The organism is Thermococcus waiotapuensis (assembly GCF_055384795.1).
This window is the reverse complement of record NZ_AP042429.1, coordinates 1,350,929-1,375,005: the sequence shown is the minus strand read 5'-3', so window position 1 is coordinate 1,375,005 and position 24,077 is coordinate 1,350,929. Positions and strand designations below refer to the sequence as shown.

Here is a 24,077-nt window from a genome sequence, read left to right as displayed (position 1 = left end):
CCCCGGAATGTTTCCGAAACGTTTATTAACCGATTGACCTTGGAAAGAATAGTTCAAAAGTGAGATGGGTGGCGAAGATGAGCTGGATGACTCCTAAGAGGGCTTTCATAGGTGCTGCGGCTGCGGAAGGAGGAACAAAACTCAACGCTTTCGATAACGCGCTCCTCAAGCTCGGTATAGGTAACGTCAACCTCGTCAAGCTCAGCAGTGTAATTCCAGCGCACATCGAGTGGATGGAGAAGGTCCACGATGTTCCGATAGGAATGCTCCTTCCGACGGTCTATGCCCACATCGAGAGCGACGAACCGGGAATGACCATCAGCGCGGCCCTTGGAGTCGGCATAAGCGAGGGGAACGAGGGAGGGCTTATCTACGAGTACTCCGGTTACTGCACCAAGGAAGAAGCCGAGAAGATGGTTAGAAAGATGGTCGAGGAAGGGTTCAGGGTAAGAGGCTGGAAGCTCAAGGAATTCAGGGCCGCTTCGGCCGAGATAACGGTCAAGGATAAGCCGGCTGCCGTAGTGGCGGCGGTCGTTATGTTCCCCTACTGACTCATATTTTTTCAATTTCAAGAAGGGTGAGCTCATCCCCTGCCTTCTCAAAGGTTATCCTGTACCTGGCGTTTTCCTTTACGGCAAGCACTTCCACGTAGCCTGTGCCTCCCTTTTCGTGGACATTCATCCATATCGTCTCGAATCCCCTCCTTGAGAGTTCACTGCTGAGAATACCCCTGATTTTTGTTCCGGGTGTTAGGACACTTCCCTCGGTTTTTCCGTTAAGAAACGTCCATACCTCCATAAAGACACGTCCCGGATTTGAGGAATCAACGGGAAGCATGAAGTAGAGCTTTCTCTCATCTTTTAAGATGAATCTGTGGTAGCTCCCGTCGAAAACGGCAACGCTGAGCTCAACTTTAGGGGGATCTCCGGCTTCTATCTCCCCGACGAGATGGGGAACTCCGTAGTTCATTCCATCCTCTATCTCCCTCGCCAGATGGTTTACCTTCCTGAATAGTTCTTTTCTGACGAGGTTTATGCTCATGGGAGATACTCGATAGTGGAGGTTTATAACTTTTGTCCCGGCTGTTGCCATTAGGTTTAAAACATCAACCTCCCCGATTTTAGTGGTGGTGACCATGGGGTTCAACGCTGAGGATAACGCCTTCATTGAATGGTATCCCAGGGGCTACGGCGTTGGCTTTAAGGTTAAGAGGCGCCTTTTTGAGACTCAAACGCAGTATCAGCGGCTTGAAATCTACGAAACCGAGGGCTTTGGGAAGCTTCTGGTTTTGGACGGCACCGTCCAGCTCGTGGAGGCGGGTGAGGAGAGCTACCACGAGACACTCGTCCACCCGGTTCTGCTGGCCCACCCGAACCCGAGGAAGGTCCTCGTCATAGGCGGCGGCGATGGGGGAACTTTGAGGGAAGTCCTTAAGCATGGGGAAGTTGAAAGGGCCGTTATGGTTGAGATAGACGAAGGTGTCGTTGAGGCCTCGTATCTGTACCTGGATGTCGCAAAGGATCTCCTTGAGAGGCTCATAAAGAAAGAGGAGCCGAGGGCTGAGCTCATCATAGGGGACGGCGTGAAGTACCTCCACGAGAGTGAGGAAAAGTTTGATGCCATAATAGTGGACTCAACTGACCCGGTTGGTCCCGCAAAGCTTCTCTTCTCTGAAGGCTTCTACCGCGATGCCTACGAGAGGCTTAACGATCCTGGGATATACATAACACAGGCTGGCAGCGTCTATCTTTTCACGAACGAGCTCCTCGACGCTTACAGGGCTATGAAAAAAACATTTGACAGGGTCTACTACTTCAGCTTCCCGGTGATAGGCTATGCCTCACCGTGGAGTTTCCTCGTTGGCGTAAAGGGTGACATAGATTTCAGAAAGGTAGACCTCGAAAGGGCAAAGGGGCTCAAGCTATACTACTATGACCCGGAGAGGCATGAGACGCTCTTCCAGATGCCCAGGTACGTTAGGGAACTTTTGGAATCGGGGGAGTAAATATTGAGAAAACGAAAGGTCTTTTCCCTTTTGATTACTCTTCTCATTGTGCTCTTTTTTCTCTACCGGATCAGGAATGAGGTCAACGGTTCCAACTTTCACCTCGGGGAGCCCTGGTATCTGCTGGTTGCATTTGCCGCAGGAATTTTGGCCTTTCTCCTGTACACTGCCTCCTGGTACTTCATTCTTGGCCACTCGGCGGTGTCCTTTAAAAAACTGCTCCTCCTGAACCTGATGGGTAGTTACGTTTCAATATCGGTAAACTCCGCCCTCGGGGCGCTCATCAAGTGCAGATACCTTGGAATTAGTTGGGTTCGTTCAATTGGGGCTTACTCTGTGGTTGTCGTCTTCGAGCTCTTGCCCGGACTTTTTGTTCTTCTGCTGGAGGGCTCATGGTATGCCGTTTTCCCTTTAATTCTGTTTCTGTGGGCGATTTTTCATGAGGACTCCCTTTACAGGGTTATCGCAAGGCTCTTCAAACTTCTGAGACAGGAAAAGTTCATAAATGAATTTTACTCAGGCTGGAAGCTGGCCAAAAAGGGTAACCTTCCGGCGGCTTTTTTCTCAACTCTTGCGCAAGTTTTCTTTTCTTCGCTGGCTTTAATCTCAACTGGAAGAGCTTTCGGATGGGAATTCAGACTGACTGGTGCATTTGTTGCCGTCCTGTATTCCACTGTTCTGGGAATGATTGGAACGCCCGGAGGAATCGGTGGAAACGAGCTTGGCATCGTGCTCGCGCTCGATATTGGGGGGAAAGCAGTTGGAGTTGCTTTTCTTTATAAATTCCTCACCCAGTACGTGTACATAATCCCGGGGGCGTTCGTGTTCTACCGGGTTCTGTCCTCTCAGAAAAGTTTATTGGACGCATAGCTCTGTTATTTACGGAAGGGGGATGGGTCTTGGAAGCAAGCGGAACTGGCCTTAAGGACGTGCTTGACCAAATTCAGCTCAGGAAAAAGCGGCTTCAGGCTCTTGTTGATATAGCCGAAAAGAGCATCCTCAGCGATGAGAACGGAAAAAAGCCCCCTGCGGAAGTTGGAAGTTCTTTTCCCATGACTTACGTTTGGATCGCGCTTGCCTGGATTATCGGGGGGATGATAATCCTTTATTACATCAGGGTTCAATACGGAGGAACCATCGGGGGAGTCTCGGGGCTTTCAATGGGTCTATACTCGATTCTGGCGCTGGGATTTGCCCTCATGGGAGTCTTTTACTATCTGAGTCGAAACAAAAAAGTGGAGACTTTCGACCTCGGTGAAAGGGAGAAAGCTGCTAAAAAGCTTATCAAGGAGTTCTACACTCCTCTGGAAAACGCACTTGAAAATGACGACTTAGAAGGGCTCCTCTCTCTTGCCGATAGGCTCCTGGAGGATCCCCTTTTAGCCAGTGCCGTGGAGGTCACCAGGGAGGGGGACCCAAAGGTTGCGGCTTATGCCCTCTACCTCTACGTTTCATATAGGAGGGGTAAGGTGCCGATAGAGGAGGTAACGACGTCCCTTGAGACTGTGGACAACAAACCCCTAAGACTCCTCCTTGAAACCCTTCTGGGCGAGGATAAGACATAAATGGCAAGACCGAGGGGTTCTCAAAGAGGAGAAGCGCTAAAAGTACCCCGGAAGGGAGGTCAAGATCCAGGCTCAGGACTGGACAGCACACTCAGGTCATCGAGAATGGAGGCAGGAGAAGGGTGAGCCGAGGAGGAAAACGCTTAAAATCCTCGGACATAACTTTCTCCGCCCTCCCTTCTCACACCCCCGTGAGCGGTGATCGGGGGGCGGTCGGGGAGGGCACATCCTTCAACTGGATGTCAAAATAGCCCGTGAGCGAGTTTGGGGCCGGATAAACGCCCGCTTCTATTCCAACCCCAATGTCCGCTTTCCCCTTTTCCAGGGCTTGCTTGGCGCGGTTTATTGCCCTCTGATGATCTCCTCCATTCCAACGGGCTGATCTGGCACTCCGCTGTCGACTTCAACGCCAAAGACTTCAACATCCCCGTAAATAACCTCCATGACCTCTTTAACGGCCAGAACCTTGGTGGGGTTTGTTGAGCCAACGGCAATCCTCACGATGATCTCCCTGAGAGATTCCAAAAACCTTATAAATAAAACCCCCAACTCTGGCCCGATGCCCATGAGGGGGGAGTGTTTTATCCTTCGCTTTGCCCGTTTCGTGGCCTGAAGCCCCCTGTTCTGGGTTAGCCCTGATTATCACTTCTGGAGGGGTTTTCAATGATTAAAGAGCCCGAGTTTAGGGACTACAACCCGGGAAAGCTTGAGGAGAAGATAGAGCGCTTTTGGGAGGAAAACAACACCTACGAGAAGGTCAAAGCCAGCAGGGCCAACGGGCCTAAGTACTACTTCCTCGACGGGCCGCCCTACGTCAGCGGTGCCATACACCTTGGAACTGCCTGGAACAAGATCATCAAGGACATGGTGATACGCTTCAGGACGATGCAGGGCTACAACGTGAGGAGACAGCCTGGCTTCGACATGCACGGCCTTCCGATAGAGGTCAAGGTCGAGCAGGCCCTGGGATTGAAGACCAAGAAGGACATAGAGACCGAGGTGGGCGTGGAGAACTTCATAAGGAAGTGCAAAGAGTTCGCCCTCAACAACCTCAAAATCATGACCGAGCAGTTCAGGGAGCTGGGGATATGGATGGACTGGGACGACCCCTACATGACCATAAAGAACGAGTACATCGAATCCGGCTGGTTTACCTTAAAACGGGCCTGGGAGAAGGGGCTTTTGGAGAAGGACAAGCGCGTTCTCCACTGGTGCCCGCGCTGTGAAACCGCCCTCGCTGAACACGAGGTCCGCGGCGAGTACAAGATAAGGAAGGACCCGAGCATCTACGTAAAGTTCCCGGTGGAAGGAAAAACCAACGAGTATCTCCTCATCTGGACAACCACACCCTGGACGTTGCCGGCCAACTTAGCTGTAACTGTCCACCCCGAGTACGAGTACGCAAAGGTTAAGGTTGAGACTGAAGATGGCGAGGAGTACTGGATAATAGCGAAGTCCCTCGTCGAGCGCGTTCTTTCCGAGGTCGGTGTCAGGGGAGAAATCGTTGAGGAGTTTAAGGGGGAGGAGCTCGAGGGGATTAGATACACCCACGTCCTCCTGGAGGAATACCCAGCTCAAAAGGAGTTCCGCGAGAGGTGCGAGTGGGCCCACAGGGTTATCCTCGGCGAGCACGTAACCCTTGAGGACGGTACCGGCTTAGTCCACACGGCCCCGGGCCACGGTGAGGAGGACTTCGAGGTCGGAAGGCGCTACGGTTTGCCCGTTTACAGCCCGGTTGACGACGAGGGAAGATACACCGAGGGCCTCTGGAAGGGCACCTATGTCAAGGACGCTGACAGAGAGATAATCGAGCACCTTCGCGGGAAGGGCTATCTAGTGAAAGCTGGAGAAATAGAGCACAAGTACCCCCACTGCTGGCGCTGTAAGACGCCGCTCATATTCAGGGCAACCGACCAGTGGTTCCTCAAGGTCAGCAGGGTCAAGGACAAGATAATCCAGGAGAACGACGAGAAGGTGACCTGGTACCCCGACTGGGTCAAGGTTCGCTACGACAACGGCGTCATGAACAGCGGCGACTGGGTCATAAGCAGGCAGCGCTACTGGGGAATTCCGCTCCCGATATGGCAAAGCGAGGACGGCGAGATATACGTCGTTGGAAGCTTTAAGGAGCTGGTCGAGAAGAGCGTGGCGATAGAGGTCAACGGCAAGCGCATTGAACTCCCCGAAAGCTACGAGGAGAAGCTCAAAATCATAGAGGAGAAGCTCGGGCCGGAGGATTTGCACAGGCCCTACGTTGATGCGTTCATCATAAAGGTGAACGGCAAGGAGATGCGCCGCGTCAAGGACGTCGTTGATGTCTGGTTCGACAGCGGAATAGCCAGCTGGGCCTCCCTCGACTACCCGAGGAACGGGGAGCTCTTCGAAAAGCTCTGGCCTGCTGACTTCATTGTTGAAGGCGAGGATCAGGTGACCAAGTGGTTCTACTCCCAGCAGGCCGCTTCTGTTATAGCCTTCGACACCGTCCCCTACAGGGCCGTTGCCATGCACGGCTACGTCCTGGACGAGAAGGGCGACAAGATGAGCAAGAGCCTTGGAAACATCATAAAGCCCGAGGAAGTCGTCCAGAAGGGGGGCAGGGACTCGTTCAGGTTCTACATGCTCTGGGCAACGAATCCATGGGAGAACCTCCGCTTCAGCTGGAAGGGCCTTGAGCAGGTTGGGAGGATGCTCAACGTACTCTGGAACGTGTACGTGCTCAGCGCAACCTACATGAGCCTCGACAGCTTTGACCCCACCAAGGTTTCTGAGGAGCTCCCGTTCAGAGAGGAGGACAGATGGATACTAAGCAGGGTCAATGGCCTCATAGGCGAGGTTACGGATGGTATAGAGACCTTCAGGCTGGCGAAGGCGACGAGGGCGATCTACGACTTCGTTGTTGAAGATCTGAGCCGCTGGTATGTCAGGCTCATCAGGAAGCGCATGTGGGTCGAAGGCGACGACCCGGACAAGCTGGCGGCCTACTACACAGTCTGGAAGGTCTTCGACGTCCTGCTCAGGCTTATGGCGCCGTTTACGCCCTATATAGCCGAGGAGATATACCAGAACCTCCTGAGGCCGTTCCTTGGCGTTGAGAGCGTCCACATGCTCGACTGGCCAAAAGCTGATGAGAGAGCTATAGACAGGGAGCTCGAGCGTGAGATGGACGTTGTAAGGAAAATCGTTGAGGCGGGCTCATCGGCGAGGCAGAGGGTCAACATAAAGCTCCGCTATCCAGTGAGGAGGATAATCATCGAAACAGAGGAGGAGACCGTCAAGAAGGCTGTGGAGAGGCTTAACAGGCTCCTGTGCGACCAGCTCAACTCCAAGGAAGTCGTCGTTGGCAGGGTCGAGCGCGAGCTCATAATAAAGCCGAACTTCGCGAAAGTTGGCCCCGAGTTCAAGGGCGACTCAAAGAAGGTCACGGCCTGGATAGGCGAACACGGCAGGGAGCTCTACGAGAAGGGCGAGATGGACGTTGAAATCGATGGAAAGACCTTCCACCTCACGAGGGAGCACCTCACCGTTGAGGAGAAGCTACCGGACTTCCTCGTTGCTGAGGAGTTCGAGGGCGGGAAGGTGTTCATCGACAAGACCCTCACGAGGGAGCTTTTGGCGGAAGGCATAGCCAGGGAGTTCGTGAGGAGGATACAGGAGATGAGGAAGCGCCTTGATTTAGATGTCAACGACCGCATCATGGTCACGATAGAAACTACCGACGAAAACCGCGGGCTGCTCCAGGAAAACCTCGACTACATAATGAGGGAAACGAGGGCTGTGGAACTAATCTTTGGTGAAGCGAAGGGCTACGTAGTTGAATGGCCCGAGGTCGAGGCGAAGATAGGGATTGAGAAGGTGGGGGGCTGATTTCAGCTCTGCCCGCTGCGTTTTTATTTTCTCTTCTCCCGTTACCGTCGGGAATTAAGTATCGCCAGCAGGGCAATGCCCGCCACTGCAAGTTCTCCCAGAGCGCAAAGATTGAGTGGTAACCGCGGTGATGATTAACAGAAATCAAAACGACGAGAACAAAACGAAAGAAGCAAGGGTAAAAACGTCCCGAAGGTAAGGAAGCTCCAACACAGGGGCAGGCGTAAAACAGACCTCTCTCTTCCGGTGCATCCCTTTTCCAACAGTCCGGCTTCTATAAGCTTCCCCGTTACCCTAGAAGCTCTGGTAAATTTAGTACCCCTTTAAATTGTTACTAATTAATTACGTCAGTCCGAGACAGATATAGCCCAACGTGGCATCGAAAAGCTTTTATGACGTGCACGTATTATAGGCCAGGTAGGGAGGATGGAGCTGGACCTCAAGCTGGGCCTCGAAATATTAAAGCTCGGCATAGTAACGTTAGCCCTGTTCATCCTCTACAGGTATCGGGCCCTTTTTGAGACTTCCCTTTCCCGGAGCCTTCTCAGAAAGGGTACCTATGTAACACTACTCCTCTGGCTGGGTTTTCTGGCTGATGTCATGAACGACGTTTATCCCACATCCCTCACCAAGATCCTTGACGACATCATAATCTCCTTTGCCCTTCTGCTGGGCACCTATTACCTTGTGGACTACATGAGAAGGGCCCGGGTTGCCGTGGAGCCATCGAAGATAGTCAATGGAACATCCCAGCTTAAGAATGGGGCTTATCTGGCCGGTACCAGGGATATAGACTCCATCCTCAGGCTGTCGGCGGGCAAAAAAGTGATGGCCCTGACGAGGACGCCGGAGGTATTCAAAAAGAGGGGCATCCCCTACCTGTGGCTCAGCAAGGTCGAGGGTGAGAACTCTATTGATCCTCTCCGTCTTCCGGCGATTCTCCATCGCCTGATTTCCATGGCGGACGAAGATACCGTCATAATCATCGATGGCCTCGAATACCTGATAATGGAAAACGGCTTCAGTAGCGTTTTCAAGTTCCTGACCACCTTGAGGGATTACTTCCTCCTTAAAGGGGGGACGTTGGTAGCGGTGGTGAGCCCCGCCGCCCTGGAGGAAAGTCAGCTCTCCCTGCTGAGGAGGGAGTTCAAGGAGCTCGACGTTGAATAACTACAGGGGAGTTCTTTCCACCTCCAGCCTGTCCCAGGTCGGGTATTCTTCTACGACGAAGAACTTAACGTCCCCCTCTACTGCCTCCGCCAGCTCAACCGCAACTTCCTCCGGCATCTCTATTCTTCCCTTCTCGCGGTTTATGTAAAGCCACTCGGGCGGAACCTCTGCCTCTTCAACAAGAAAGCTGTAGAGCTCGTCGAGGTCGTCGTATTCCGCTACCCCAAAGCGGAGCGTTCCTTCCTCGGTTATCTCCATGTAGGGTTTGGCGACGTTTTTCGCCATCCTCTTCAGCCTGTTCCTGAGCTGGACGGCGTCCTTGAGCTTCGCGGTGCAGAGGTGGTAGCTCAGGGAAGTATTCTTCTCTCCCCACTCGAGGAGCTTTAGGCCGGTTTCAAGGGAGCCTTTTATCGCGGCGCTCTCGTCGCTGACCGGCTCGTAGCCCATCTCCAGAAGCGTCTTGAGGGTCATCTCGCTGTACTCAAGCTCGTTCACGTTGAGGAACTTCGCACCGAGCTTATCAAGAAACTCGGCGTACCACTCCATCCTCTCGAACTGGCCCGGAATTGCGGGTATCTCCCCCCCAACGTCCCAGTCGAAGTCGAAGGCGTTCTTTATGTTCTCTATCTCAACCCTGAAGAGCTTTGAGCTGGGATTGAACAGGTCAGGGTGGAAGCGTATCTCGTCTAAACCAGCATCGTAGAGCTTTTCGAGGTTCTTCTTGGTCGCCAAAGCCCCGGTGGTGTAGAGGTGGACGTGGAAGTCCCTGCCAAAGCGCTCCTTGAGGAGTTTTATGTATTCCACAGTTCTGTCGAGCCTCGCCAGCGGGTCTCCACCCGTGACACCTGCCCCTTTTGCCTCCTGGGTAATGGCCTCCTCGATAACGTCTTCAGTGCTCTTAACGGGTCTCTCGTTGGCGTAAACCACGTCTCCCCTCCTCCACGGGCTGAGCGGGCAGTAGAAGCAGTTCCTCGGGCAGGCGCCGGTGGTGAACAGGACGAGCTTCTCTCCCCTAACGCAGAGCTGACAGCCCTTTGGGAGCTCTCCCACGGCGAATGAAAAGTAAGGCGTTTTCATAACTCCTCACCCCGCTAACCCAGCCTGGGGGCATGGCTTAAAAAGGTTGGTGGCCAGATTCATGGGGTGTGAAAATGAAGGAGAAGCCGAAGTACCTGCCGCCGACGCTGAGGGATAAGTACCGCTACATAGCCTTCCAGGTTATAGGTGAAAGGGCCTTCACGGGTGAGGAGATAAAGAGGGCCATCTGGGAGGCTTCGCTGTCAACTCTTGGCTTCCTTGGCTCTGCTAAAGCTAAGCCGTGGTTCATAAAGTTCGACGAGAAGAGCCAGACCGGCATCGTTAGGGTTGACAGGGAGCACGTGGAGGAGCTCCGCTTCGCCTTAGCACTGGTTACCCAGGTGAACGGTTCGCGGGCAATCTTCAGAACGCTCGGCGTTTCGGGGACGATAAAAAGGTTGAAGGGGAAGTTTTTGGCTCAGTATGGCTGGCGTTAGCGCAGAAAGGCCATAGCCCTGTCAATCTCGTTGAGATAGGCCTTAACGTACCTCTCGCAGGAATTTCTCCACGTGAAGTCTTCCCTCGCGCGCCTCTTTCCGTTCTTCCTGAGGCGGTCGAGCGTCCCTTCATCGAGGTTCCTCGCCCGTATCATCGCCTTCGCCAGCGCAAACGCATCCCTCGGCGGCACGAGTATTCCGGTGGCGTTTTGTGGATCCCCATCGAGGTCTATTATCGTGTCCTTTATCCCCCCAACGGCGCTTCCTATCGGGACGGCCCCCAGGCACATGGCCTCGAGTTGAACCAGGCCAAAGGGCTCAAAGTAGGACGGGATAACCACGAAGTCCACGGAGCCGTAAAGCTCTCTGGCTGTTTCCCGGGGAAGGAGTTCTGTTATCACGCGAACGTTGCCCGGGAAGCGGCTTTCCACTGCCCTCGCCCACCTCTCAAGCTCGGGGTCGCCTTTTCCAATTATGAGGAAGCACATGTCCCCAAAGCCCGGATCGCTGGAGAGCACTTCTATAGCTCGCAGGAGGGTATCAACGCCTTTCTGGGCCCTGTCGAAGCGACCTATGAACATGAAGGCTTTGCCGTCTGAGAGGCCGAAGCGCTCTAAGATTAGCCTTCTGCGCTCTTTCCTTGGCAGAGTTGCGTTTTCGAGAAGCCCCTCGTTCCAGAAGGTGCAGTCTATGCCGTTGAAGACGTGCGTGGCTTTACCTTCGAAGTGCCCGAAGAAGTCCCATTCCTCCAAAAGGTAACTCCTGCTGACGGTGGTCACCAGGTCAGCCATGTAAGCGGCCGTGTGCTCCGGGTCGATATCTGGGTAGGGGGCGAACTCACCGAGGTTTGCCTCGTGGAAGTATCCCGCTGGGACCTTTGCCCTGTTGAGCCTGTGGACAGTAAAAACGCTTCTTATCCCGAAATACTTCTTCAGGAGGCCGAGCGCAAAGACGGTATGCCAGTCGTGGGCGTGGACTATATCAGGCTTGAACTCCCCAATGAGGCCGTTCATAAGTCCGGCGCTGGCCTTCCCGAAGAGGACAGTCTTTTTCAAAAGCCTCTCCCAGCCAGGTCCGTAGACGTCGGGCTCGCTCAGAAGGCCACCCGCGAGAGAGTAAACGGTCACACCGTTCTGCACGCGCTTTCTTACCTCTATCTCAACCTCTTCCCCGAAGGAAATGACTTTAAACCTCTCCACGGGCTCCCCGAGGCCCCTCCCGTGGTCCGGCGTGAATACAACGACTTCGTGGCCTAGCCCGGTAAGGCCTTCCGCTGTGCTCGTGATGGCTTCCGCCAGCCCGCCGACTTTTACCGGAAGGTACTCAAACCCCAGCATTAGTATCCTCATCTTATCACCTCCACTTCTCTTTAATCCTCTGCTACTCCACGGGAACAAGTCCGAGCCGTATGTCCGTGCTCGCGTAGTCCTCGATGACTGCGAACATTCCCCCGACTTTTACAATACCCCTCTCAGTCTCCACGTGGATGTTGTTGATGGCCTCCTTGAGAGAGAGCGTATATCCCACAACCAGTCCCTGGAGAGTCTCCTCCCGTCCAGTCTTGATATTCTTTCCCATGATTACCGCGGTTATCTGGCTGTCTTTCAGGTGTCTTTTAACCAGATCTGCCGCATGGAACATGGCAAAGAACCTCAGATCGCTGGGATTGGTGAGAATCTCCCCTATCAGCTTTGATTCCTTAAAAATCTCTATTATAAGGCTGTACTGGGAGAAGATTATCTCCGGGTACGTGGACTTGAATGCCGGCGGGTTGCGGGGGTTGAATGCTACGTTTTGGATGGTTATCACCTCCCTCCCATCCACCATGCCCACGATGTGGTTGGGTTTGTAGAAGCTCCTGAGGAAAAGGTTTCCAGGGCCTTTGAACCCTGAGACATCAGGAATTTCGTCGGTGTAGATGGAGACAGTTACTCCCCTTTTAAACGCCTCTATGAGGTCTTCCTTAATGGAATCAAATAACTTGCCTGGAATTACGACTATAACCTCATTCTCAGCTGAGGAAAGGGATTCTCTGAACATTTCAAGGGCCTCTTCGAGATCCTGGCTCCTCCATATGGCTGGCCTCTCCTCCTCGCGTTTTACATCCTTTAGGGCCTTCTCAAACTGAGCCATTATCTCGTCCAGTTCCTGTTTGAACCGCAGAAGCGCTATCCTGGGAGAATAAGCGGCGTATACTTTTGGTTTCCCTTCAATCTCGGTAACGAATCCTCTCCTCTTCAGAGAGGATATGGTGTCGTAAACCCTGTTGTAGGGCACCCCACTCTTGGAGGAGACCTCCTTAGCTGTGCTGGGGCCGTAAACCAGGAGCGTCCAGTAGGTTAAAGTCTCGTATTTTGTGAAGCCTATCTCGCTCAGTGCCTGTGCAAGTTGTGGGGGAACCTCCATCGTCATCACCGGCTATAAAAGGTAAAAGGTTTAAAAAGAGTTTAGGAGGTCGAGGTACCTCTCAAGGTGCCTCGTTATGATGAAGTTTTCCCTGACCCGCTCTCTGCCATTTGCCCCCATTTCATCCGCTACATCTGGGTGCCTTAGGAGGTAAAGCGCTTTTTCGGCAGCTTCTTCAACGCTTTTCACAAGGAAACCTGTTTTCCCGTCCACTATTTGGAGTTTAATCCCTCCGACGGATCTTCCTATAACGGGCCTTCCTTTCCACATTGCCTCCGTAACAGTTAGGCCGAAGCCCTCTTTTATGGACATTTGAAGAACCACGTCGCTGGCTCTCTGGAATGCGTTCACTTCCCTTGCGTGCACTCCGTTCAGGTTTGTGAGCACCTTGACGTCGTAGTCCTCCCCTATTTTCCTCAGTGTCTTCTCGAAGTAGACCCACCCTTCGGGGTCATCGTGGGCCATGACCCCAACTAGGAGCAGCTGGACGTCCGGGACTTTTTCCTTCACCTTCCTGTACACGTCTATGGCGTCGAAGACTCCCTTCCACGGATCGAATCTGGCCACCTGGGTGAGTATTGGTCTGTCCGGGTCGACGTCGAATTTCTCCAGGATCTTCAGCACGTCTTTTTCCTCGAGTTCCATGTTCTTATCACTCAGCGGGTCTATAGAGGGGGGCATTATAACGACGTTTTCCCTTTTGAGGTCGTTTCTGACGTAGTCCTCCATATGGAAGATATATCTGTCGTATCTCACAACGAACTCCCTTAGGAAGCTCCAGAACTCCTCGTTGGGGTCACTCAGGTCTATGTGACATCTCCAGATCCATGGCTGTCTCTTTTTGTAAAAGTTTATCAAGGCTGCTGGCTGAGGGTCGTGGATCACGACATAGTCGAAAGCGCCCAAATCGAAGTCCCGGGCGTTTTTTTCATTGGTCTTGAGGTAAAGGTTCTTCATGTCTTCCGTGAGCCTTAGTTCCCTGTTGCCTTGGAGGGCGTTGTGGAAGGTCTTGGTCACGTTGAAGAACTCATCTGGTCCCTCGATAACGAACCATCTCGCGTCGAGGCCGACGTCCCTCATTAGTGGGACTAGGTTGTGAAGTATCTCTGCTACTCCTCCACCGAAGGAGGTCGAGTTAACGTGGGCCAGGCTCTTTCCTTCAAGCCGCTCGGCCTTTTCCCGGATTCTTTCTAAGGTTTCCTCTCCCGTTATTTTGGCGTAGTCTTCGAGTTTCTTTCCTTCTCCTCCAAACTTCTTAACCTCAAACATGTTCTCACCTCACCCTCCCTTCAATGCTCCAGCAGTCAGTCCGCTTACTATATACCTTTGGAATATCAGCGCTAGTATCACGAGCGGAATTGTGGAGATGGCCGAGGCTGCCATTATGTTTCCCCAGGGCACCTCCCCGTGGACGCCCTGAAAGAGGGCTATGCCAACGGGAACGGTTCTGGCACGATAGTCTGTCGTAAAGAGGAGGGCGAACATGAACTCGTTGAAGGCCGCTATGAACACCAACAGGGCTGTTGAGAATAAGGCCGGAGCAGAGAGCGGTATAATAACTTTGTACAGTGTCTGAATTCTTGAGGCTCCGTCTATAAGGGCCGCCTCGTCGAGATCTTTGGGAAGCTGGGTAAAGTAGCTAAGGAGTATCCAGAGGGCTAGTGGCATCGTCCACGCCACGTATGGGAAGAACAGGGCCTTGTACGTGTTTATCCAGCCGAGCCTCTCAATGAACTTGAAGAGGTAACCGACGAGGCTTATCTGGGGGAACATCGAAAGGCCCAGCACAAATATCGGAACCGTTATTCTCCCCCTGAACTTTATCCTTGATACCGCGTAGGCTCCGAGAGCCGACACGGTTACGGTAACCACCGTGACGAGGGTCGCTATTATCACGCTGTTTTTGAAGTAGTCGAGGAAATGGAGCGTTGGGTCGCTTAGAACCGTCCTGTAGTTGTTAACTGTGAACTCGAAGTGTACGTACGGGGAGCCCAGAAAGGTGGCGTCCTTCGTGAAGGAGATCACCACCATCCACACGAATGGGAAGAGGCAGATTAACACCATCAGGGTGGCCCCTATAATGACCAGGGTCCTCTTTAGCTTTTTTTCGTTCATTTCAACCCCTCCTGGAAGCGGCCGAGCCTCAGGTAAACCACCGTGAAGCTGAGAACGGTTAGGAACGTGATGATTGAGATAGCCGACCCCACACCATAGTCGCCAAGGTTGTAGTAGTTGAAGGCTAGGAAAGATATAGACATAGTGGCCCCTCCTGGCCCGCCACCTGTGAGGACGTAGATTATGTCGAAGACTCTGAGTGCATCTATTGTTCTGAGAGTGACTGCGACTATGAGAACTGGCTTTAGGAGGGGGATGGTTATGTGCCAGAACCTCTGGAACATTGAAGCGCCGTCTATGATTGCTGCCTCATAAGTATCCTTTGGGATGGCCTGAAGGCCTGCCAAGAGAAGCAGGGTCATGAAGGGTGTCGTTTTCCATACATCAGCAAAAACAACCGCGAAGAAGGCGCTTATTGGTGTGCCAAACCAGTTGACGGCCCCTAGGCCAACTTGTGAGAAGATCCAGTTGAAGAGGCCGTAGCCGTAGTTGTACATCAGTTGCCACGTCTTGGCGGAGATTATGGTGGGTACGGCCCAGGGGATGAGCACAATCGCCCTCAGGAGCCCCTTGCCCTTTATCTCCTCGTTCAGGATAAGGGCAAAAATGAGCCCCAGCATCGTTTCCAGGCTAACGCTTACAACTGAGAACGCTATGGTGACCATAAGAGAGTGCCAGAACTCCGGCTTCTCAAGCACGAGAATATAGTTCCTCATCCCAATGAACTTGAAGCCGGGTATGAACGTTACGTCCCTATGAAGGCTTATCCAGAAGGTGCCGATTACCGGGATGACTATGAACAGGATGACGAATGCGAGCATTGGGGAGAGCATCCCGTAGGCCAGCTTTTCCTCTCTGTACTCTATTCTGCCCATTGACACCACCCGTTACGCCTTGAAAGTTCAAAGGGATGAAAAGAAAGAAAAGGATCAGCCGTACTGCTGTACCAGGTTTTCTGCCTCTTTCTGGGCCTGATCCAGCGCGTCCTGTGGACTCATGGTGCCAGCCAGTGCGGCGTTCACGTACTTCTGGATTATCTGGCTGAGCTGCGGGTAGTACGGAACTATTGGCCTTGGGACCGCGTTCTCAAACACACTCCTGAGGTCCTTTAAGTATGGGGCCGCCTTAAGAACGTCCGGGTCATTGTAGACGTCGGTTCTTCCCGGGTTCCAGCCGAGGTTTATGGCAAAGCCCTTCTGCTGCTCGTAGCTCTCGACGAACTTGACGAAGGCCCAGGCAAGCTCTTTGTTGTCGGAGTACTTGTTTATTCCGATGTGCCAGCCACCTAGGGTCGCGGCGCTCTTGTGCCCTGGGAAGTGGGGGAGCGGGGCTATCCCCACCTTACCTTTCACAGGCGAGTCGTTGGCGTTATGGAGGCCCCAAGCATAGGGCCAGTTCCTCTCAAAGGCCGCGTTGCCCTGCTGGAAGGTGAGCCTGACGGGCTCCTCAGTCATCTCTGTGTACGTGTTGGGAGGTGAGATCTTGTACTTGTGAATGAGATCGACCATGAACTGGAGGGCCTGGACATTCTCGGGCTTGTTCAAGGTCGGAACCCATTTCCCGTTCTCGAAGTGCCCGAGCTCACCGCCATTGCTGTAGACGTATTCGACGAAGTCACATACGAGGCCCTCGTACTGTTGGCCCTGCCACACAAAGCCCCAGAAATTGGGGTTGCTGGCTCTCTCCCCTTCCTGGATCCTCTGGGCCATCTGAACGAGCTGATCCCAAGTCTCAGGTGGATTGCTGTAGCCGTACTTCTGGAGGAGATCCGTTCTATAGTATAGCAGGCCAGCGTCAACGTAAACAGGAAGCGCCCAGAGCTTGCCGTTCTGCTTGTCGGCCAGGTTTACCACACTCTGGAAGAAGACGCTCAGATTATAGTTATCCTTCTGGACATATGAGTCAAGTGGTTCAAGCCAGTCGGACGCTATAAACTGTCCGAGCCACGCAACGTCCATCAAGAAGACATCAGGATCGCTTGACTTTGCCCTTAGGGCGTTTACGAGGTCAAGCCTCCTCTGGTCGGTGTCAGTGGCTTGTCTCTTGAGCTCCACCGTGACACCGGGGTATTCCTTCTCAAAGTCAGATATCACTTTTTGCCAGTAGTCGATCTCGTTTGGGGCGCCTCCTACAGCGAACACGATCTTCCCGCTGAGCTTGGTGCTACTGGTTCCTCCGCCACCGCCTATGCACCCGCTGGCCACAACAGAAAAAACAACCAAACCAACCAAAAGCACACTTAACATGGCACTCCTCGAAAGTGCTTTCATTTGGAGCACCTCAAAATTGTTGGTATACTTGAAGTATATATAGATTGCGGTCGTCGGATACCTCTCACTGGTTACCTGCTATGATGCCAGCAAAGCTATCAAAGGCCAAATTTTGGAGGGCGTTCTATTTTGATTTACTCATAGTATAAGCAAATGCCAGAGAGAAACGAGAGGTCATCTTGGCGCCTGATGGAAGGTCGGTTTAAAATAAAAAGACCTCAATCCAGCAGTATGAACTTCTCGCCTTCAACGTCCTCAAAGTAACTGCCGATTCCACCAACCTTGAGGACGTTTCCGTTGTACCTGAAGGTTATGTTTGCGGTCAGTGGGGTGTACTCATAGTCGACGATTTCACCTTCGAGGGTTACGGGTTCCTTAGTATCGATGTACCTTCCCACTATCTCAGCCCTTCTCGGGAGCTTCACGAACTTGAGAACCGTGATGAGGGTTCTGATGTTGACGAGAGAGAGCGGTTTTGGCAGACTTTCATAGTTTAGCGGTTTTATGACCTCGCTGTTGTCGAAATAGATGGTGTAGAACCAGTGCATGTAGTTCTGGGTTATCTTCGGGCTCCTGGCCCAGAAGGAGTAGAACTTCTCCCTTCTCCTGTCCTTGGGCAGGGCACCGAAGAAGAGGGCGTAGTTGACGTCGCCGATTATCCAGCTCGCCATCAGCCATGGCGCTCCACCGCTCTTTGCGAGGATGATGTTCTCCTGCCTGAGCCATTCGGGTATCTCACCCTCGAAGTTGCTCGTGATGACGAAGACCACGTCCTTTCTGTTTTTAATCTCGCCCTGGAGGAACTTCAGGAACTCGAAGGGCGTGTTTATGAGGACTTCGTACCTGGCGCTTCTAATTATGTGCTCCGCCCTCTCAACAGTGTTCTCAAAGCCCTGGATTGTCCAAATCTCCGGCAGCTCCTCCCCGTGTGCCTCCCGGTATAGGTCGAGGAAAGCTGCTTTAAGGTCCTCTATGTCCTGGATTATGTCCTCCTTTATCCTCTCGAGCACGACCTCGGGGTTGACTGGCTTGTAGAGCCTCGGCGTCCCCTGCATGACGTCAACAAACCCCTTCCTGTGGAGTGAGCTTAGGACATCGTAAACGCGGGTGTGGGGAATTCCGCTTTCCTTGGTTATGTCCGTGGCCTTGCTCGGCCCGAGCTTTAGGAGATTTATGTACGCCAGGCTCTCATACTTGGTGAGGCCGAGCCTCTGAAGTTTTTCTATGATCTCTTCCTCCCTCATGGCCAGACCTCCAAAGACATTTAAGTTCACTGGCATCGGTTTATTCATCAACAGTGATACGGGGGTGGTCAAGGTGTATAAAACTTTCGGATTCGTTGAAGACCCGTATTTCGGGAGGCTTGCCGAGGTGGAGTTCTCGATTTCCGCAGGCAACGAGAAGTACGCCTACCTCCTCGGAAGTTTCAACGCGTTCAACGAGGGCTCCTTCAGGATGAATAGGAGTGGAAACCGCTGGACGGTAAGGGTTCTCCTTCCGGAAGGCCTCTGGAGGTACGCTTTTTCCCTTGGGGGGAGGTTCGAGCTCGACCCTGAGAACCCGGAAAGGGAGAACTACCGCCGTCCTGCGTACAAGTTCGAAAGGGAAGTAAGTATAGCCGAGATAGCGGGTGACGATGAGGTATACCACTCTCCCGCCCTGCTCTACCTCTACCACTTTGCCGGAAGGACTCATTTCATTCTGAGGGGAAAGCGTGGCGTTGTGAGGTCAGCTGTGTTAGCAGTCAACGGAGAGAAAACCGATATGTGGAAAAAAGCCGAGGACGGGCTTTTTGAGTACTATGAGGCGGTCCTGTGGCAGGAACCGGCGGAGCTAGAGTACTACTTCCTGGTTGAAACAACGTCAGGAAGCCTGAAAAAGCTCGGCCCGTTCAGGGCTGTCCCAAATGAGCTTGAAGCCCCATCGTGGCCATTGGAGAGCGTTTTCTACCAGATAATGCCGGACAGGTTCGCGGTCGGAATTCAGGAGAAGAGGCTCCCGCTGGAGGGGGAGTTATTCCATGGGGGGGACTTGAAGGGGATCGTTGAGCATGTGGATCACCTTAAGGGCCTGGGTGTCAACGCCCTCTACTTAACCCCCATCTTTGAGTCCATGACCTACCACGGCTACGATATCATCGACTACTACCATGTGGCCAGGAGACTCGGAGGGGATGAGGCCTTCGAGGAGCTCGTGAAGGCCCTGAAGGAAAGGGGCATAAAGCTCGTCCTTGACGGTGTCTTCCACCACACGAGCTTTTTCCACCCGTTCTTCCTGGATGTTGTCAAAAATGGCGAAAAGAGCCAGTACAAAGACTTTTACAGGGTGACGGGCTTTCCGGTCGTTTCATCGGAGTTCCTCGAGCTCCTGGGCTCAGACCTCCCCTGGATCGAGAAGCATAAAGCGCTGAAAAGCTTAAACTGGAACTACGAAAGCTTTTTCTCGGTCTGGCTTATGCCGAGGCTAAACCACGAGAACCCTAAGGTGGTGGATTTCATAGCGGACGTTATGGAGTCCTGGCTTGAGAGGGGCGCCGACGGCTGGCGCCTGGACGTTGCCCACGGCGTTCCTCCGAGCCTCTGGCGCGATGTTAGAAAGCGGCTCCCGAAGGAGGCTTATCTCTTTGGCGAGGTCATGGACGACGGAAGGCCCTGGCTCTTCGACGTCTTTCACGGGGTCATGAACTACCTCCTCTACGATGCAATCCTGAGGTTTTTTGCGTTTGAGGAGATCAAAGCGGAGGAGTTCCTCAACGAGTTGAACCTTTTGAGCGCCTACTACGGCCCAGCGGAGTACTTCACCTACAACTTCCTCGACAACCACGACACCGAGCGCTTCATAGACCTTGTCAACGGGGACGGAAAAAGGTACCTCTGCGCCCTTGCATTCCTGATGACCTACAAGGGGATCCCAGCGATTTTTTACGGAGACGAGATCGGTCTAAAAGGCTCTGGGGAAGGCATGAGCGCGGGAAGAACGCCGATGCCCTGGAAGGAAGAGCTGTGGGACGAAGAGACACTCCAAAAAGTCAGGAAGCTCATAGACTTCAGGCGTTCCCTTGCTCCTCTCTCCCGTGGAGATTTCAGGGTTGTGGCCGCGGGGGATAGATGGTTCGCTTACAAGCGGGTTCTGGGCGCGGAAGAAGTTTTCGTCGCTATAAACTGCTCAGGGGAGGAGGTAAAACTGACTTATGGAGGAAAAAGCCTTCCAGGGGTGCCGCCCACATCGGCCCTTTTAATGTACAAAAGTGTCATCGAGGTACTGTAAAGGGCACTGGGCTAAACTTGAACCCGGGAGCGCAAGATATATATATCACTCGTGATGATACTAGAGTGCAGAAGTCTAAAGGGTGATGGCCATGAGAAAAAGCCTGTTAAGCCTTGTCCTGGTGGGAGTTCTTGTTCTTGGAGTAGTGGCCAGCGGCTGTATCGGAGGCGGTGGGGGCGGAACTACAACAACTACGACGACTACCCCCACGATGACTACAACTACAACGACCACGACAACAACTACGATCCACCCAATGACTACTACGACAACTACTACCACGACAACTACGACAACCACTACCACCAAGCCGACCACCACTACAACCACTACTACCACCAAGCCCACAACAACTACGACCCAGCCAAAGACTACTACGACAACTACTACCACGACAACTACGACGACCACTACCACCAGTACCCCGGGTCAGGAAGTTACTATAGTCCTCTGGCACGCAATGGGCGAAGATGAGGCCCAAACCTTCAAGGATCTCATAGCGGAGTTTGAAATCGAGCACCCCAACATACACGTCGAGATGGTTTACAAAGCCGATCTTGAGGGGGCACTCAAGGTTGCTATTCCCGCTGGCAAAGGTCCCGATCTCTTCATCTGGGCCCACGACTGGATTGGAAAGCTCGCCGAAGCAGGACTTCTAAAGCCGATAGATGATTACGTTCCGGCCAACTTTAAGGACAACTTCGTTCCGCTTGCCCAGGATGCTTTTGAGTACAAGGGCCACTACTACGGTGTTCCCTTCGCGGCCGAGACCGTTGCCCTGATCTACAACAAGGATCTTGTGCCAAATCCGCCGAAGAACTTCGATGAGCTGAAGCAGATGATGCAACAGTACTACGACCCGAACAACGGCAAGTATGGCATAGCCACCCCGGTTGATCCGTACTTCATCTCTGGATGGGCCCAGGCCTTCGGCGGCTACTACTTTGACGATAAGACGGAAATGCCGGGCCTCAACGATTCCAAGACAATACAGGGGTTCCACTTGTTCTTTGATGAGATCTGGCCTTACATGACCAGCTCAACTGACTACAACACCCAGGTCGGTCTCTTTACCGACGGAAAAGCCCCGTTCATGGTCAACGGCCCGTGGAGCATTTCTGGTGTTAAAAATGCCGGGATCAACTTCGGAGTCGTCCCGCTTCCGCCGATAGTAGTCAACGGAACCACTTACTATCCAAGGCCTTATGCTGGAGTCAAGCTGATCTACGTTACCGCCAACGCCAATGACGAGAAGATGCAGGCCATCTGGGAGTTCCTCAACTGGTTCTCAACGAGTGAGGACGTTGCCCTCACCCTTGCCCTCCAGAACGGCTACGTTCCGGTTCTTCAGAGCGTTGCCAGCAATCCAGACATCCAGAGCGACCCGGCTATAAGCGGCTTTATGAAGGCTCTTGAAAACGCCTACCTCATGCCTAAGAGCACCAAGATGGCCGCAGTCTGGGATCCAGTCACTAATGCTATCCAGGCCATAATCGGCGGTGAAGAGACCATCGAGCAGGCCCTCCAGGATGCACAGCAGAAGATACTTCAGGCGATAAGTGGAGGGTGATGTCTCTTTTCTTTGTTTTTTGTTTCATGATCGGAGGCGGGTGGATAAAATGAAGAAAAGAACCATTGCGGCCCTTGCGCTCATCACTCCGGGGTTAGCTGCCTTCCTCTTCTTCAACATATACCCGATAGTCTACTCCATTTACATAGCCTTTACTAACGCCCAACTCGGCAACTTCCCCGTGCAGACCCCCAACGCTCCTCCGCTGAAGTTCGTTGGTCTGGAGAACTTCAGATGGGCTATCAGTGACCCTGGATTCAGATCCGCTTTCCTCTGGACCTGGATATTCGTTGCCACCAGCGTAACACTTAAGGTTCTGGCTGGTATATTCCTTTCCGTGCTCTACAACAGCGAGTATGTAATTGGGAAGTCGATATACAGGGCCCTCCTCATAATCCCCTGGGCGCTCCCATTGCTTTTTTCAATAACCGTCTGGCGCTTTATGTTTGATCCGGTGTTTGGTCCGGTCAATATTATCCTCAGGGATTTAGGCGTTTCAAACCCTCCTGACTGGATGAACAACCCATTCTACGGCTTTATAGCATTGAATATCATTGAAGTCTGGCTCGCATACCCCTTCATGATGACAGTAATAACATCAGCACTCCAGGCTGTTCCGGATATACTCGTCGAGGCTGCCATTATAGACGGGGCCAACTACTGGCAGAGGCTTACCAGGGTTGTCATTCCAATCGTCAGCAAGCCCATAGCCTTCTCCACGATCCTCACGAGTGCCGCCAGCTTCCAGTACTTCCTCGTGCCTTTCCTCTACAACGGGACATTGTTCGAAGAGAAGTTCTTACTCCTCTACGGGTACAAGAGGGCATTTGGTGCCTCGATACCGAGCTATGGAAGGGCTGCTGCAGTTCTATTCATAGCCACTATAGTGCTCGCCATTTACATGCTGATTAGCATGAAAATAACAAAGCTCCAGGAGGGAGCGAGCTGATGAAACTTGGAATAGGGCTTCCTCAGGATATTAAAAGGCACCCACTGAAGGCTCTGGCCCTAACCTTACTGGCAATCCTTGTAATGAGCACCATACTCTTCCCTGTCTACTACATGTTCATAGTTTCCCTTAAGCCGGAGGGAACTCTGGCCTCTACTTCCATAGACTTGATACCGGATAGGATGACTCTTGATAACTACAGGGAAATCCTTTTCGGTCACAAGGAGGCCACCGTGAAGGCAAAGGTCTACAACATAACCTCAGAGCATGGAACGCTTATTGGGAATGGCTACACGATCGAGTACTGGGATGGAACACTCTGGGGCAAGTCGCTCATCAACTCCCAGTTCAATCTCAAGTACGTTGAAGACTTTAAGGTCGTTGGAGCCAATAAAACGGTGGTAGAAGGGCAGGAACGCTATGTTAACGGAACAGAGGTAACGATAAGGGCCAAACAGATAAACTCCGGAATCGGTGTTATAGGTGTTCAGCTCAGGGCGACTAAAATAGTTGTAACCTTTGAAAATCCTGAAAATCCGCCAGTAAAAATCCCCGGTCTGGTTAAGGTCGGAAACAACACCTACGAAACAGAAAACGTTGAGCTAAACCTACCAGGTAACGTGCGAATATACTCTGACAGTGGAACCTTTAAGGCGGAGAACTTCTACTACGTGCTTATTAACGAGGTCGGCGGCAAGTTCTTCGGCTACCTCAAGAGGAGCCTCATCATAGCGACGCTGACGGTAGTCCTCACCCTGCTCTTCGTGATCCCAGCTGCCTATGCCTTCTCAAGGCTCAAGTTCTTCGGCAGGGAGCATGTACTATACTTCTACCTGATGTTCACTCAGGTTTCCGGAGGTCTCGGAATAGCGGGCCTTGTTGCGCTCTACGGAATGCTTGTTAAGCTGGGCTTAACAGATAACATATACGTGCTTCCATTCATTTACGCCGCCGGAAACGTGCCATTCAATACATGGCTACTCAAGAGCTACATAGATTCAATCAGTCCGGACTTCGACGAGGCGGCTCTGGTTGACGGGGCCAGCTACCTCCAGATCATAAGGCACGTTTTAGTGCCAATGGCACTGCCCGGGATAGCGACGGTTGCAGTGTTCGCTTTTATTGGTGGATGGACGGAGCTTATCCTTGCAAACCTGCTCCTCAGCAAAGAAAATCTTTATCCGCTCACGGTATGGCTCTACAGCATGCTCAATGACCTCAGAAACGTCTCCTGGAATCAGTTCTCTGCCGCTGCCCTGCTCTTCGCACTGCCGGTGTTCATAATATTCCTCCTGGCGCAGAGGTACATAAAGAGCGGTCTGACAATCGGAGGTCTGAAGGAGTGATTTCGTTGTTGTCTCATATTTAACGGAGGTGTGGTG

20 protein-coding genes and 1 pseudogene are annotated in these 24,077 nt (G+C 52.7%); 11 read left to right on the top strand and 10 right to left on the bottom strand.

What is annotated here, in order from left to right; translation table 11 throughout:
• The first annotated feature begins 77 nt into the window (after nt 1–77).
• Nucleotides 78–551, top strand: coding sequence for a pyruvoyl-dependent arginine decarboxylase (locus ACZ47M_RS07590; protein ID WP_315343055.1), 474 nt, complete (start codon nt 78–80; stop codon nt 549–551).
• 1 nt (nt 552) lies between these two features.
• Here ACZ47M_RS07590 and ACZ47M_RS07585 read toward each other — a convergent pair whose 3' ends face one another.
• The gene (locus ACZ47M_RS07585; protein WP_315343056.1) at nt 553–1,041 is read right to left on the bottom strand and encodes a hypothetical protein; all 489 of its coding nucleotides are present in this window, start codon (nt 1,039–1,041) and stop codon (nt 553–555) included.
• Nucleotides 1,042–1,135: 94 nt separating this feature from the next.
• Between ACZ47M_RS07585 and speE the strand changes: the two genes are divergently transcribed.
• Genes speE through ACZ47M_RS07570 form a run of 3 tightly spaced genes read left to right on the top strand, consistent with a single transcriptional unit; the run spans nt 1,136 to nt 3,570 of the window.
• Nucleotides 1,136–2,005, top strand: coding sequence for a polyamine aminopropyltransferase (gene speE, locus ACZ47M_RS07580; protein WP_315343119.1), 870 nt, complete (start codon nt 1,136–1,138; stop codon nt 2,003–2,005).
• Nucleotides 2,006–2,053: 48 nt separating this feature from the next.
• A complete protein-coding gene (locus ACZ47M_RS07575) occupies nt 2,054–2,875 on the top strand; it encodes a lysylphosphatidylglycerol synthase domain-containing protein (protein ID WP_315343058.1) in 822 nt (273 codons plus the stop codon).
• Nucleotides 2,876–2,904: 29 nt separating this feature from the next.
• A complete protein-coding gene (locus ACZ47M_RS07570) occupies nt 2,905–3,570 on the top strand; it encodes a hypothetical protein (protein WP_315343061.1) in 666 nt (221 codons plus the stop codon).
• 181 nt (nt 3,571–3,751) lie between these two features.
• On the opposite strand, the pseudogene ACZ47M_RS07565 reads toward ACZ47M_RS07570, so the two are convergent.
• Nucleotides 3,752–4,014 (bottom strand): annotated as a pseudogene (locus tag ACZ47M_RS07565) (DUF84 family protein).
• Between the two features lie 219 nt (nt 4,015–4,233).
• Here ACZ47M_RS07565 and ileS point away from each other — a divergent pair.
• Both ileS and ACZ47M_RS07555 read left to right on the top strand, forming a co-directional pair.
• On the top strand, nt 4,234–7,434 hold the full coding sequence (gene ileS, locus ACZ47M_RS07560) for an isoleucine--tRNA ligase (protein WP_315343066.1): 3,201 nt from the start codon (nt 4,234–4,236) through the stop codon (nt 7,432–7,434).
• Nucleotides 7,435–7,860: 426 nt separating this feature from the next.
• Complete coding sequence (locus tag ACZ47M_RS07555) at nt 7,861–8,604, top strand: DUF835 domain-containing protein (protein ID WP_315343067.1); 744 nt, start codon at nt 7,861–7,863, stop codon at nt 8,602–8,604.
• Here the strand turns inward: ACZ47M_RS07555 and ACZ47M_RS07550 are convergent, their stop codons facing one another.
• The gene (locus ACZ47M_RS07550) at nt 8,605–9,681 is read right to left on the bottom strand and encodes a radical SAM protein (RefSeq protein WP_315343069.1); all 1,077 of its coding nucleotides are present in this window, start codon (nt 9,679–9,681) and stop codon (nt 8,605–8,607) included. It abuts the gene before it with no gap.
• Nucleotides 9,682–9,755: 74 nt separating this feature from the next.
• Here ACZ47M_RS07550 and ACZ47M_RS07545 point away from each other — a divergent pair, with 74 nt between their 5' ends.
• On the top strand, nt 9,756–10,118 hold the full coding sequence (locus ACZ47M_RS07545) for a ribonuclease P protein component 2 (RefSeq protein ID WP_315343071.1): 363 nt from the start codon (nt 9,756–9,758) through the stop codon (nt 10,116–10,118).
• On the opposite strand, the gene ACZ47M_RS07540 is transcribed toward ACZ47M_RS07545, so the two are convergent.
• The 7 genes from ACZ47M_RS07540 to trmBL1 all read right to left on the bottom strand — a co-directional run bounded on the left by ACZ47M_RS07540 (nt 10,115) and on the right by trmBL1 (nt 18,153).
• Nucleotides 10,115–11,467, bottom strand: a complete 1,353-nt coding sequence (locus tag ACZ47M_RS07540; RefSeq protein WP_315343074.1) for a glycogen/starch synthase — start codon at nt 11,465–11,467, stop codon at nt 10,115–10,117. The genes ACZ47M_RS07545 and ACZ47M_RS07540 overlap by 4 nt on opposite strands.
• 31 nt (nt 11,468–11,498) lie before the next feature.
• Nucleotides 11,499–12,530 carry an HTH-type sugar-sensing transcriptional regulator TrmB gene (trmB, locus tag ACZ47M_RS07535; RefSeq protein ID WP_315343123.1) on the bottom strand — a complete coding sequence of 344 codons (1,032 nt, stop codon included), beginning with the start codon at nt 12,528–12,530 and terminating at the stop codon, nt 11,499–11,501.
• A gap of 24 nt (nt 12,531–12,554) precedes the next feature.
• Entirely contained in the window at nt 12,555–13,793 is a 1,239-nt protein-coding gene (gene treT / locus ACZ47M_RS07530; RefSeq protein WP_464883392.1) for a trehalose synthase, read from the bottom strand.
• Nucleotides 13,794–13,802: 9 nt separating this feature from the next.
• Entirely contained in the window at nt 13,803–14,639 is an 837-nt protein-coding gene (gene malG, locus ACZ47M_RS07525) for a trehalose/maltose ABC transporter permease MalG (RefSeq protein WP_315343077.1), read from the bottom strand.
• Nucleotides 14,636–15,514: a carbohydrate ABC transporter permease gene (locus tag ACZ47M_RS07520; protein ID WP_315343126.1), complete on the bottom strand. Its 879-nt coding sequence runs from the start codon at nt 15,512–15,514 to the stop codon at nt 14,636–14,638. Before ACZ47M_RS07520 ends, malG begins: the two co-directional genes overlap by 4 nt.
• 54 nt (nt 15,515–15,568) lie before the next feature.
• The gene (locus tag ACZ47M_RS07515; protein WP_394356322.1) at nt 15,569–16,885 is read right to left on the bottom strand and encodes an ABC transporter substrate-binding protein; all 1,317 of its coding nucleotides are present in this window, start codon (nt 16,883–16,885) and stop codon (nt 15,569–15,571) included.
• Between the two features lie 242 nt (nt 16,886–17,127).
• Complete coding sequence (gene trmBL1, locus ACZ47M_RS07510) at nt 17,128–18,153, bottom strand: HTH-type sugar sensing transcriptional regulator TrmBL1 (protein ID WP_315343128.1); 1,026 nt, start codon at nt 18,151–18,153, stop codon at nt 17,128–17,130.
• 73 nt (nt 18,154–18,226) lie between these two features.
• Here trmBL1 and ACZ47M_RS07505 point away from each other — a divergent pair, with 73 nt between their 5' ends.
• From ACZ47M_RS07505 to ACZ47M_RS07490, 4 genes are all read left to right on the top strand, one after another.
• Complete coding sequence (locus ACZ47M_RS07505) at nt 18,227–20,176, top strand: alpha amylase N-terminal ig-like domain-containing protein (RefSeq protein ID WP_315343083.1); 1,950 nt, start codon at nt 18,227–18,229, stop codon at nt 20,174–20,176.
• Between the two features lie 85 nt (nt 20,177–20,261).
• Nucleotides 20,262–21,746, top strand: coding sequence for an extracellular solute-binding protein (locus ACZ47M_RS07500; protein ID WP_315343085.1), 1,485 nt, complete (start codon nt 20,262–20,264; stop codon nt 21,744–21,746).
• A 49-nt stretch (nt 21,747–21,795) separates the two neighbouring features.
• Nucleotides 21,796–22,695 (top strand): carbohydrate ABC transporter permease, encoded by a 900-nt coding sequence (locus ACZ47M_RS07495; protein ID WP_315343088.1) that lies wholly within the window; start codon nt 21,796–21,798, stop codon nt 22,693–22,695.
• A complete protein-coding gene (locus ACZ47M_RS07490) occupies nt 22,695–24,041 on the top strand; it encodes a sugar ABC transporter permease (RefSeq protein ID WP_315343090.1) in 1,347 nt (448 codons plus the stop codon). The genes ACZ47M_RS07495 and ACZ47M_RS07490 overlap by 1 nt, the downstream gene beginning before the upstream one ends.
• Nucleotides 24,042–24,077: the final 36 nt, after the last annotated feature.